The following is an 11,344-nucleotide window of genomic DNA, read 5'->3' as shown; positions in this document are numbered from 1 at the left end:
AATGTCTGCTCAACACCAATATACCACCCTGGCGGAGAGGGTATTTTCGAAACGATCAATGGGCGGACTAAATACGGCCTCATTCGATTACGCTGCCGTTGGTGTGTCTTGCCTTTGCGTGATGCATTGCCTTGCACTTCCGTTGATTGGTTCTGCGTTGCCTATTGTCGGAAGCCTGAGTGATGTGGAATGGATTCATAAAGCACTCGTTTTAATTGCAATACCAATTTCAGGTTTTGCAATCCTAACAAATAGCAACCGAATACGAGACTTAGGTTTAGTTATGATTGTTATCCTGAGCGTCATTTGCTTGATCGGCGGTGCGTTCGTAGAGAGCCTGCATTTCATTGAACAACCATTGACAAGTATGGGCGCATTTATGCTCTCCGCTACCCATTTCGTTTGGTGGTGGCGGCATCATCGAAGCTTAACTTGAAATCTATGCTCAAGCTGCGCGAGCAAAATATACATATGAGGCAAGTATGCTGGAAGCTAAACAACTAACGAAGACATTTGACAACGTAACGGCGCTTGATCGCTTAGATTTAAGAGTGGAAGCCGGAGAAATTATATGTCTTCTCGGCGCTAACGGTGCCGGAAAGACTACGACAATCAATCTCTTTCTTGGTTTTCTAGAACCAACCGCGGGAAATGCCTTCGTCAATGGTCTTAATGTTCGTAATGCAGCATTAGAAACGAAAAAATACCTTGCTTATATCCCGGAACAAGTCGCGCTTTACCCGCAACTGTCAGGCATTGAAAATTTGAATTATTTTCTGCGTCTCGCTGGTATTCGAAAATCACGTTCTGACCTTATCGCCGTACTGATAGAGGCGGGCCTTGATGAAACAAGCGCTACTCGTCGTGCATCATCATATTCAAAAGGAATGCGTCAAAAAATTGGGATTGCAATCGCATTGGCGAAAAATGCGAAAGCTTTGTTGCTCGACGAACCACTTTCTGGTCTAGACCCATCCGCCGCGAACACTTTGTGTAAATCTTTACTTCAACTCAGAGATGATGGCCACGCGATCTTGATGGCGACGCATGATGTGTTCAGGGCCAAAGAAATTGGTACACGTATTGGAATTATGAAGGCTGGAAAGCTTGTTGACGATCTCGATGCATCATTGCTGGATGCGCGTGAGATCGAGCAAATCTACCTTGCGCATATGCATGATAGCAATGTCACGGATATAAGAAGTGGAGCGGCGGCATGATCGGTGCCATCGCTCAACGAGAAATTGTATCATTTCTACGAAGTAGCGTTTTCGTTTCGATTGCTGCCGCCTTTGTGGTGTTACTAACAGCGGCGGCATTTCTTTCGGTTGAACGTGTTAAAACGTTTGAGCGTGAACGAACTGCCGCGGAACAGGTTGACCGATATGTTTGGGATTCCCAAGGTGAAAGAAACCCGCATTCGGCGGCACACTTTGCCCGATATGCGTTTAAGCCCATTCCAAAATTTGTTGCTTTCGATCCAGGTATAACTGATTACGCCGGGATCGCGTTATGGATGGAAGCGCATTATCAGAATCCCGCCGTATTTCGGCGGGCGGAAGATCTAGGGGATGCGGGACATATCGCTAATTTGTCACCTGCCTGGGTATTGCAGGTAATCGCACCATTGTTTGTATTTCTTGTGTTGTTTGGCGCTTTAGCCGGGGAGCGGGAAAGCGGTACGTTGCGGCAATTATCTGCGATGGGCGTTACTGCACGGACATTATTTTCGGGAAAACTACTTGGCGCGGGTGTTGGTCTTGGCGCAATTATTATACCGGCCCTCGTGTTTGTTCTCTTTTTTGCTGGGCACACTGGCGGAGATGATATTCTACCCGATAAATCAATTCGGCTAATTGGTTTGGTTCTCTCTTATGTATTGTACTTCGTAAGCGTTAGTGCGATTGCGATTGGTGTGTCTGCGCTTATGGCTGAAAAGCGAGCTGCGCTGATTGCCCTTGTTGCACTTTGGGCAGGAAGTTTTGTCGTTACCCCAAGAATTACCGCAGATATCGCATCGACTGTGTATGCGGGGCCGGATTCCGCGACGATCTCACGCGCATTAGATGGTGCATCAAATGCATTTTATCAGGATAGTGAATATCGCGCTGAAATAGACAGGGTCATTCTTAAAGAATATGGCGTTGAATCGAAAGATGAATTGCCCATTGAATACGGAGCGTATTCTCTTCAAAAATCCGAAGAGCACGCGCACCCACTTTTCGAAAAAATCTATGCTAACCTAAACGCCGTTCATAAAAAGCAAGAAGGTGTTTTGCGTGCGGCGTCTCTTATTTCACCGACTATAGCGCTCAACGCATTATCGGCTGGGCTTGCTGGCTCTGATCGGGTTCATCATCAAAAGTTTGTCGAGGGGGCCGAAGTTCATCGACGAAAAATAGTTAAACAGCTCAATGAAGACTATATGTATAACGCTGGTGAGGCTGGCTACGGTTATGCAGCAGGCGAAGCATTCTGGAAAACTATCGAAGACTTTTCCTATATCCCACCAACATTTCTCTCTCTGTTTAGCAGTTATGCATTCGGTATCATCGTTCTCTTCGCATACGCAGTCTTTGGAATATTCTTTGCGATGTGGGCAGTTAGACGTGCACAGAAAAGGATCGCCAAATGATAAATTCTACGACCTTCATTTTGGAACGCCGGATTTTTATTTTTGCCTTGCCCGGAATATTGATATTTAGCTGCTTAACGCTGTTGGGTGCATACGCAGCAATCAGTGGAAAATCATATGTTGAGCGGGAACTTGTTGGACAACAGGCATTTTTAACTGAAGCCAATCAGGCAGTTGATGAATGGCGCGAAGAGCTTGTTGAAATCGAAGCGTCAGGAGTATCGCAGTCGCCTTATTCTGCTCGTCCTATGAATCTGCGTCTACCTGCCGTTTTAAATCCTGCGCCACTTGCAGACTTTGCGACCGGTGCTGGCGGATTGTTTCCGACGACGACAAAACTCACGGGTTGGGCTAATCCTGCGGATTTGTTTATCGAGTATGAGTTTGCAAACCCCACAATTCTTGGTTCTGGCCGTTTCGATCTAACTTTTCTTGTCGTTGTCCTAATGCCGCTTGTCATGATTGCTGCTTCATTCGATATTTTTTCGGCTGATCGTGAGCGTGGGCGGTCGCGAATTACCGCAATGCAGGCCGGACATATACACTCGTCGATTTGGAAACGGTTAGTATTGCGAAATACAGTCCTGTGGCTTGTTTTTTCTCTGATCGCTCTATTTGCGGCACTCATCACACCGTTTGCACAAATATCTTCTGCGCGCATCCTGAGTTTTGGTGTTTGGATTGGAGTCTCATGGGTATACGGTCTATTTTGGTTTTCCGTCATTAGCCTTGCAGTTTCTGTTTTGAAACGAAGTGAAGCGGTAGCAGCGGCATTGTTTTCTATATGGGCAGTGTTCGTGTTTGCGGTTCCAGCAATAGGCGGTGCGGTCGCCGAGGCGGCATATCCGCCGCCCTCTCGGCTAGTTTTTCTTTCGGAAATGCGTGAAGGTGAAGTTGAAGGGGTAAGGGATGCTGAAAATCTAACGAACGCATTGCTCGCTGAGCATCCGGAAATGGTTCCGAGTGTGGAAGATGTGCCTGGGTATTTTCGGGGCGCATTCCTTTCGAACCGAGAGGCGAACGAGCGGACAACACCAGTTCTTGAAGCCTTCACAGAAACACGGCACAAACGCAAAAACCTAGTAGGACGAATGCAGTTTCTTTCTCCTGCACTTATTGCCAATAATGCCCTCGTGACGGTTGCAGGCGGGGACGTTAATCGGAATATGGAGTACCAAGCACAGGCGCGTGAAAGTTTGAGTAACCTTTACACCCGTATCAGTCCCGCCGTCGTTGCAAAACAACGCATCTCAATCGAAGAATTTGACTCAATCCCTGAGTTTTCCTTCTCTGATCGGACAAGTATGGACGTACTTGGTGATTATTTAGCTGTCTTCGGATTTATGATCATCGTTTCCATTTTTCTTATTGTTATAGCGATGAGACGATTGCGATCGCCACTTGATAAATTGCTATAGAAACAGTGTCGTTTTTCTCTGTGCTGCGCGCATGACTCATAGATGCGCGAAGTTAGATGAATGAGTTGCTGGACGTTCGGGTGACGGATTTCTGCTATAATATTTGTTCGCTCAGGTTCGGTACCGATCTTTAGTTGGATTTTGCTTTCCTGATTGGTCGGATGTGATATCATACGCGCATGGCAGGGTCTTACATAACTGTGTTGAAACAATCCGGCATTTTTGCCCGACTGGTTCGTACAGTTTTGTTGTGTGCAACTCTGTTAATGCTGGCTGGGGCGGCGCATGCCGCGGCCCATGATCATGATCAACGTCCTGATCTAGATGGCGAATGCATAATCTGCACTGCTACAGCGATTAATGTCGTTAAAGCGTTACCAATAGAGCCGTCAATCAGTGAACCTGAAACGCTGTTCAATGGGATTCGATGGGACGAAAACGAATTCGTTGTTGGCGGCTTTAATTCAGCGTCACGATATGCGCGGGGACCGCCGCTCTTACTCATTCATTCAAATTAAGACATGTGCCCGTCGGGCACGAATGAATTGGAGAGTGAAATGGGTGTCCGAGTTGAAGCCCCGGCTGCGGCCGCAGGGCAAACGAGTCACGTTTCGTCGTATGATGATTTCATCGGCGGAACGCTCAAACCAAATGAACATTTTGTATATGACGCTTTGCGTCGGTCAGATACACCTCTGAAAGCCTATGAACTTTTGGAAGAGTTGCATGACAAAGGGTTACGTGCACCCATGACGATTTACCGGGCATTGGCCGTGCTAATCGATAAAGGATGCGTAAAGAAAATTTCTAGTTTGAATGCATACGTGGCTATTGCGCCTGAGCGTGCTTCCGAAGCTCGGGCATTTTTGATTTGCCAAAAATGTAAGCATGTAAAAGAGGTTATTCTTGATGCGGCACGACTATCGGAGTTGTTTTCTCCATTGGAAATAACATCGGATAACCTCACTATTGAGGTGTATGCTGAATGTCATCAGGTATGTCGAGATCCAAAATTGGATGGATAAAGTATTATGTGATTATGTATCTTTGGTGCGGTATTACTCGCCGTACCAAAGGGAATGTGCGGCTGAAGTGAGGAAGTGTTCGCAATAGGCTGCAGAAACGCAAAAGAATCTACAAGGTCATTTGCTTCCAGTCGAATTTGATAATTGGCATTTGTTGCGAAATCGATTGCAAGTTATTGAAAAAATTGGGTGCGGGGAGAGGATTTGAACCTCTGACCTTCAGGTTATGTGCAAAGCACAAAAATTGATTAAAGTGAGAAATCTGTACTTGTTTTCTGTCCCCTGGCTCACCTTTGTCATTCAGTTATAGCATTAATATTGATAGGTACTTTTTACAGAAATGAGTGTTAAGCTGACAGAACGCACCAACAGTTTTATTCAGCATGTTGAGGGAAGTCTCGTGAGGCAATGTTTTAGATTTCTCGGGTTTATAACGAGTGTAGTAGGGTTAGTTTCACTTATTCACGGTGCGCTTGGTAACTCCATTTCTTCTCAGTTCGATGGTCTGGTTATTGGTACGATCGAGGTTTATCGTATTTTACGAGATATTATTATTAGTGGTATCGCAACTGGGCTCGCGGCGTTAATCAATTTCTCTAGAAGCAGGTTTGATTTGCCGGCTCCTCTACCGTGGATCGAATGGCGCGCGTATTATGGTGATGTAGTTATTCTATTTTCACTATCTATAGCTGCCGTTTGGCGAACTTTTCAGGACAAGCAAGGTATAAAGTTTTTAATTTTTCAAACGATGAAATCCTTAAAAAGGGAGGGAAATGATTTTCCGATATTGCCGCTTTTGAAGGGAGGCATCGTGTTAATTTCGTTGTATCTATTGCATTTTCTGTCCATTTTTATAGGCGCAGTTATTTTTCTTCTTGTTTCCTACGCTGAAAACAAACTTGGTCTTTAGTAGGTATTGAACATGTATAAGGTGCTCATGTAAATAGAATAACGGCGGCAAGAAAACTATCCACAGAACGTCAATTTTTCCAATCATCGGAATAGATTTTCTCTTTCATCTATCCGAATTCTTTATTCATTGTACAGATAAACTGATTGATCAAACCATCTATTCGGGCAGAAGCTATAAAAATCAATGTTGAAGTTGGGAACTGGGAGCAGACTTCGATTAATAGAGGCGTCACAGAGTTGATTGCAAAACTCAAAATGCGAGTATTGGTAATTTAGCACGCTTAGTAATTTTGAGTGAAGCACGGGGTCGTTGTCACTTATTGATCGGCGTGAAGTCCTTGAGTTGGTTTCTCGGCAATGCGAATAACTTACTTCATTTCATAATGGACTAGTGTGATTGTGTAGAGAAACACGTCGGCACCGACTCAAACCGACGACTAAAGATCCAGCTTTTTGCGTTTAGCTTCATAGGTACGTCTTTCCTACTTAGTTCGGCACCAATTTAATTCGTGGGCCATGCACCGCACCCCTGATAAATAAATTGACTTTGAGTATAAGGTGCAATCAATTTCCATATCAATATAGATCAGATTCATTTATTTGGTCTTCTTTAATGCTCCAAATTTTCTTCGGTATCGAAAAATTTAGAAAATACCTGAAGAACTCATTATAGTACGATGAAAAAATTGGGTGCGGGGAGAGGATTTGAACCTCTGACCTTCAGGTTATGAGCCTGACGAGCTACCGGGCTGCTCCACCCCGCGCCAACTTTACCCATCTCATGGAGTGCGCAAATGGCGCGTCCGCCGATGGGAGAGCGGGGTATAGCGAAGCCAGCGAGCAGTCGCAAGGCCTTATACGGGTTTATTTTCCCTATATTACAAATGCTGTAAGCGAGCTTAACTTTGGCAAAGATGATGAGCCTATTGATCGGTTAAACGTCAATGATATCAACGCGGCCATGGTCAAGTTTTAATGCGATTTCACCGCGTTTGAGGCGCAAGGCCGTTTCGCCAAATAATTCACGCCGCCAACCGGATAGCGCAGGGACATCGGCCTGATCATTGCGGGCAATCGCTTCGATGTCGGCGCTTGAGGCAATCAGTTTTGGTGCAACGTGATGCGTTTCGCACTGACGCTTTAGAAGAACCTTTAATAGTTCAAGCACATCCGCCGGCGCTTTATCGCGGTCAGGCTTGTCGATAACGGGTAATTGTTCTTTGGGAATCGACAAACCGTCTTTGATCACTTGAACGAGCGCCGCACCGGTGCGCGACCGCTCAAAACCTGAAGGGATCGACCGTGCACGCGCTAATGCGGCACCGTCTTTTGGCTGAAGTCGTGCGAGTTCGAAAATCGCTTCGTCTTTCAGGATGCGATTGCGCGGTGTATCTTTAGCTTGTGCTTCTTGCTCGCGCCATTCTGCAAGTTTCATGACGGCACCCATTTCTTTCGGGCGGACACCTTTTAGCTTGAGGCGCTTCCAGGCTTTTTCGGGGTGCACATAATAGAGGTCACCATCATAGAGCGCCTCCATTTCCTCTTCGACCCAATGCTTTCGCTCTTGTTTTTCCAAGGTATCGAGAAGAATAGGGTATGCCTCACGAAGATAGGTTACATCCGATAACGCATAGGATAATTGTGCGTCGGTTAGGGGGCGGCGGGACCAATCCGTGAAGCGGGAGCCTTTATCAATTTTGGCTTTTAGAAGCGTTCGCATTAGCGGCTCATAGCCAATTTGGTCGCCGAAACCACAGGCCATCGCAGCGATCTGGGTGTCAAAAAGCGGGGCCGGCACATCACCGATAAGTTTGTGAAAGATTTCAAGGTCCTGCCGGGCAGCGTGGAAAACCTTCACGACTTTTTTGTCGGTCAAAAGCTCCAGAAATGGTGAAAGATCTATACCTTCAGCGAGGGGGTCAATCGCGGCTTCTTCGCCTTCGCCAGCGGCCTGAATGAGGCAAAGGATCGGCCAATAGGTCTTCTCGCGCATGAATTCGGTATCAACAGCCACATAGGGCTGTTCGCGCAGCGCTTTCGAGAATCGGGACAGTTCGTCGGTGGTGGTAATGACTTGCATGACGGGCGCTTCTATCGGCGCATTGAGCCGCGCACAAGGCGGTTTCGGAGCCGCAAATGAATTGCCGCGCTGGATATTGCGAAAATGCGAGGGTTTATGCGGGTTTTTTTGTTTGAAAAACCCGATTGAAGGCTGCCGGACTAGACATCCTAAACGCCACAGTAGAAATAGCAGCGTAAACCGGATCAAAGGCTACACAATGCGGCCTTGACTTTGCATTGCGGCATTGCCACTCCGGCTCGAACAGGAATTACAGGGGAATTGCATGCACGCCTATCGGACGCATCATTGTGAAAAACTACGCAAAACAGAGGTTGGCGAAACTGTTCGCCTATCAGGTTGGGTGCATCGCAAGCGTGATCACGGGGGTCTCCTCTTTATCGATTTGCGCGATCACTATGGTCTGACCCAGTTGGTTGTTGAGCCAGAAGCGCCGTTTTTCTCGGAAATCGAACGGGTACGCCAAGAAAGCGTAATCCGAGTCGAGGGCCGGGTCGTTGCCCGTGCGGACGAGGTTGTTAATCCTAACCTGCCGACCGGCGAGATTGAGATCCGGATTGACGATTTCGAGCTTTTGTCCGCTGCGGATGAATTGCCATTGCCGGTTTTTGGTGAGCCAGATTACCCGGAAGATATTCGGATGAAGCACCGTTATCTCGATCTTCGGCGGGAAACCTTGCACAAAAATATCATGACCCGTGCCAAGGTTATTCGCGAAATTCGCAACGGGATGGAAGAGTCTGGTTTTACAGATTTCCAGACACCAATTCTGACGGCGTCTAGCCCAGAAGGCGCACGAGACTTTTTGGTGCCATCGCGTTTGCACCCCGGCAAGTTTTACGCGTTGCCGCAAGCACCACAAGTTTTCAAACAGCTTATCATGGTTTCCGGCTTTGATCGCTATTACCAGATCGCGCCATGCTTCCGTGATGAAGATGCGCGGGCGGATCGTTCAGCGGGTGAGTTCTATCAGCTCGATTTAGAAATGAGCTTTGTCGAGCGTCAGGATGTATTTGACGCTGTCGGACCGGTGATCGCAAATACGTTTAAAAAATTCGCGGGCGAACGCGAAGTGACGAACTATCCTTTCCCGTTAATTCCGTATGACGAGGCGATGCTAAAATACGGCTCTGACAAGCCTGACCTTCGGTGTCCGATTGAGATGCAAATCGTATCAGATCACTTCCGTGGTTCTGGTTTTAAAATCTTCGCACAAATTCTTGACGCTGATCCCAAAACCGAAATTCGCGCAATTCCAGCGCCGGGTGGGGGCAGTCGTGCATTCTGTGATCGGATGAATTCCTTTGCGCAACGCGAAGGTCTGCCGGGCATGGGCTACATGATTTTTGACGAAAACGAAATCAAAGGCCCGCTCGCAAAGAATATTGGTCCTGAACGCTCTGAGGCAGTTCGCGCGCAACTCGGCCTTAAAGCGGGTGATGCGGCGTTTTTCCTTGCTGGTAAACCAGAAGACTTTTTGGCTGTCGCAGCTAAAGCCCGTGTTGTTATTGGCAACGAGTTAGAACTTAGCGATGCTGACAGTTTCCGCATGGCTTGGATCGTCGATTTTCCAATGTATGAGTGGGACGAGGAAAACAAAAAAGTTGAGTTCGGCCATAACCCGTTCTCAATGCCGCAAGGAGGCCTTGAAGCGCTCGAAGCGGCTTCGACGGACGAAGATAAACTCGCGATCAAAGCCTATCAATATGATTTGGTATGTAATGGATACGAGCTTGGTTCCGGCGCAATTCGTAACCATCGGCCAGATGTTATGTACAAAGCTTTCGATATTGCTGGGTATGGTAAGCAGGTTGTCGAAGACAAATTCGGCGGTATGCTGAATGCATTCAAATTTGGTGCCCCGCCGCACGGGGGGTGTGCCATGGGTATTGAGCGTATTGTGATGCTGCTTTGCGATGAAGAAAACATCCGTGAAGTCACGATGTTCCCAATGAACCAACAGGCTGAGGATTTGTTGCTTGATGCACCGGCTGATGCCTCTGACGCGCAACTAAAAGATGTTCATATTCGCGTTGCGATGCCGATCACAGAGAAAAAAGACTGATTGAAGGACCAACTATGATTACGATTTCAAGTGATTTCGATGGCGGAAACATTCAAGTGGTTGATGCCGGTGACCCATCGAACATTCAACTCGAAATCAAATCGGACAGTAAGGCCAAATTCTTTCAGTGGTTCTATTATAAAGTGGATGGTGCAGCGCACCGTCCACTCGTAATGCGACTTTTGAATGCGCATGACGCATCGTATGTAGGCGGCTGGAAAGACTATCGCGCTGTTGCGTCTTATGATGGCGACACTTGGTTTCGAGTGGAAACGTCTTTTGATGGCCGCGAATTGAACATTAAACATCAGCCAGAACAGGATGTCGTATATTACGCATATTTTGCGCCTTATCCGACATCGCGGTATCACGATTACGTTGCGGCAAAAAAATCTTCTCCTGTTCTGACACATCAGACGTTAGGTCAAACGCTAGACGGTCAAGACATCGCCTATTTCCGCGCGGGCAACGGACCACGTCAGATGTGGGTTATTGCGAGACAACACCCCGGCGAGACCATGGGGTCCTGGTGGATGGAAGGTTTCCTCGACAAGCTAACTGATGAAAATGATGCTGTATCGCGTGATCTTTTAGAGAAAGTGACGCTTCATATCGTGCCATGCATGAACCTTGATGGATCGCGTCGCGGGCATTTACGCACTAATGCGGCCGGAAAAGATCTGAACCGCGCGTGGCAGAATGCGACGATGGAGGAAAGCCCCGAGGTTTATCTAGTGCGCGAACGAATGCGCGAAACGGGTGTCGATTTCTTTTTGGACGTTCATGGCGACGAAGCTATTCCGAATAACTTCCTTGATAGCGCCAAGGGTATCCCTTCGTGGGATGACCAGCACGAGACACGATTTGATCGTTTTTCATCTCTGCTGCTCGAAAAGAGTAGTGATTTCCAAACCAAAGACGGATACCCCACAGCGGCACCCGGCAAGGCCAATCTTGATGTCGCCAATTCTTATGTGGCTGAAACGTGGAATTGCCTGTCCATGACGTTAGAAATGCCGTTCAAAGATGCCAATGTGAACCCCGATCCGGTTTATGGGTGGTCGCCCGCACGCTGCCGTACATTTGCGCAGGAACACATGGCGGTCATGGCCGAAATCGCAGATATCCTTCGATAGTCAGGTTCTTCGCTGCCTAGCGCCGATATATCGCGGAAAGAGGGGTCGAGATTTGATCAAATCAGCTATATTT

The 11,344-nt window shown here is 47.3% G+C and carries 10 protein-coding genes and 1 tRNA gene; 9 read left to right on the top strand and 2 right to left on the bottom strand.

The genetic code is table 11. The features are described from left to right. Nucleotide 1 precedes the first annotated feature (1 nt). The 7 genes from ABFZ84_RS12105 to ABFZ84_RS12075 all read left to right on the top strand — a co-directional run bounded on the left by ABFZ84_RS12105 (nucleotide 2) and on the right by ABFZ84_RS12075 (nucleotide 5,988). Nucleotides 2–436: a MerC domain-containing protein gene (locus tag ABFZ84_RS12105; RefSeq protein WP_369314273.1), complete on the top strand. Its 435-nt coding sequence runs from the start codon at nucleotides 2–4 to the stop codon at nucleotides 434–436. A gap of 46 nt (nucleotides 437–482) precedes the next feature. After that, nucleotides 483–1,220, top strand: coding sequence for an ABC transporter ATP-binding protein (locus ABFZ84_RS12100; RefSeq protein ID WP_369314272.1), 738 nt, complete (start codon nucleotides 483–485; stop codon nucleotides 1,218–1,220). Then, the gene (locus ABFZ84_RS12095; protein ID WP_369314271.1) at nucleotides 1,217–2,635 is read left to right on the top strand and encodes a DUF3526 domain-containing protein; all 1,419 of its coding nucleotides are present in this window, start codon (nucleotides 1,217–1,219) and stop codon (nucleotides 2,633–2,635) included. Before ABFZ84_RS12100 ends, ABFZ84_RS12095 begins: the two co-directional genes overlap by 4 nt. Further along, on the top strand, nucleotides 2,632–4,053 hold the full coding sequence (locus ABFZ84_RS12090; protein WP_369314270.1) for a DUF3526 domain-containing protein: 1,422 nt from the start codon (nucleotides 2,632–2,634) through the stop codon (nucleotides 4,051–4,053). Before ABFZ84_RS12095 ends, ABFZ84_RS12090 begins: the two co-directional genes overlap by 4 nt. 200 nt (nucleotides 4,054–4,253) lie before the next feature. Beyond that, nucleotides 4,254–4,571 (top strand): hypothetical protein, encoded by a 318-nt coding sequence (locus ABFZ84_RS12085; protein ID WP_369314269.1) that lies wholly within the window; start codon nucleotides 4,254–4,256, stop codon nucleotides 4,569–4,571. Between the two features lie 39 nt (nucleotides 4,572–4,610). Continuing rightward, nucleotides 4,611–5,078, top strand: a complete 468-nt coding sequence (locus ABFZ84_RS12080; protein WP_369314268.1) for a transcriptional repressor — start codon at nucleotides 4,611–4,613, stop codon at nucleotides 5,076–5,078. 340 nt (nucleotides 5,079–5,418) lie between these two features. Then, nucleotides 5,419–5,988 carry a hypothetical protein gene (locus ABFZ84_RS12075; RefSeq protein ID WP_369314267.1) on the top strand — a complete coding sequence of 190 codons (570 nt, stop codon included), beginning with the start codon at nucleotides 5,419–5,421 and terminating at the stop codon, nucleotides 5,986–5,988. 689 nt (nucleotides 5,989–6,677) lie between these two features. Here the strand turns inward: ABFZ84_RS12075 and ABFZ84_RS12070 are convergent. Continuing rightward, nucleotides 6,678–6,754, bottom strand: a tRNA-Met gene (locus tag ABFZ84_RS12070). 170 nt (nucleotides 6,755–6,924) lie between these two features. Next, nucleotides 6,925–8,070 (bottom strand): ribonuclease D, encoded by a 1,146-nt coding sequence (rnd, locus tag ABFZ84_RS12065; protein ID WP_369314266.1) that lies wholly within the window; start codon nucleotides 8,068–8,070, stop codon nucleotides 6,925–6,927. Nucleotides 8,071–8,335: 265 nt separating this feature from the next. Here rnd and aspS point away from each other — a divergent pair, with 265 nt between their 5' ends. Beyond that, nucleotides 8,336–10,135: an aspartate--tRNA ligase gene (gene aspS, locus ABFZ84_RS12060; protein ID WP_369314265.1), complete on the top strand. Its 1,800-nt coding sequence runs from the start codon at nucleotides 8,336–8,338 to the stop codon at nucleotides 10,133–10,135. Nucleotides 10,136–10,149: 14 nt separating this feature from the next. After that, nucleotides 10,150–11,271: a M14 family metallopeptidase gene (locus tag ABFZ84_RS12055; RefSeq protein ID WP_369314264.1), complete on the top strand. Its 1,122-nt coding sequence runs from the start codon at nucleotides 10,150–10,152 to the stop codon at nucleotides 11,269–11,271. Nucleotides 11,272–11,344: the final 73 nt, after the last annotated feature.

The sequence above is a fragment of the Hyphococcus lacteus genome (assembly GCF_041058985.1).
GTDB classification, from domain to species: Bacteria; Pseudomonadota; Alphaproteobacteria; order Caulobacterales; family Parvularculaceae; genus Hyphococcus; species Hyphococcus lacteus.
Note: the sequence above shows the minus strand (reverse complement) of the source record. Positions and strands in the feature narration are given on the sequence as shown.

Excerpts from the sequence above, each read along its gene's own strand:
- ABFZ84_RS12105 (WP_369314273.1), top strand. The coding sequence starts at position 2 with ATGTCTGCTCAACACCAATATACCACCCTGGCGGAGAGGGTATTTTCG.
- ABFZ84_RS12100 (WP_369314272.1), top strand. The coding sequence starts at position 483 with ATGCTGGAAGCTAAACAACTAACGAAGACATTTGACAACGTAACGGCG.
- ABFZ84_RS12095 (WP_369314271.1), top strand. The coding sequence starts at position 1,217 with ATGATCGGTGCCATCGCTCAACGAGAAATTGTATCATTTCTACGAAGT.
- ABFZ84_RS12090 (WP_369314270.1), top strand. The coding sequence starts at position 2,632 with ATGATAAATTCTACGACCTTCATTTTGGAACGCCGGATTTTTATTTTT.
- ABFZ84_RS12080 (WP_369314268.1), top strand. The coding sequence starts at position 4,611 with ATGGGTGTCCGAGTTGAAGCCCCGGCTGCGGCCGCAGGGCAAACGAGT.
- ABFZ84_RS12075 (WP_369314267.1), top strand. The coding sequence starts at position 5,419 with ATGAGTGTTAAGCTGACAGAACGCACCAACAGTTTTATTCAGCATGTT.
- rnd (WP_369314266.1), bottom strand. The coding sequence starts at position 8,070 with ATGCAAGTCATTACCACCACCGACGAACTGTCCCGATTCTCGAAAGCG.
- aspS (WP_369314265.1), top strand. The coding sequence starts at position 8,336 with ATGCACGCCTATCGGACGCATCATTGTGAAAAACTACGCAAAACAGAG.
- ABFZ84_RS12055 (WP_369314264.1), top strand. The coding sequence starts at position 10,150 with ATGATTACGATTTCAAGTGATTTCGATGGCGGAAACATTCAAGTGGTT.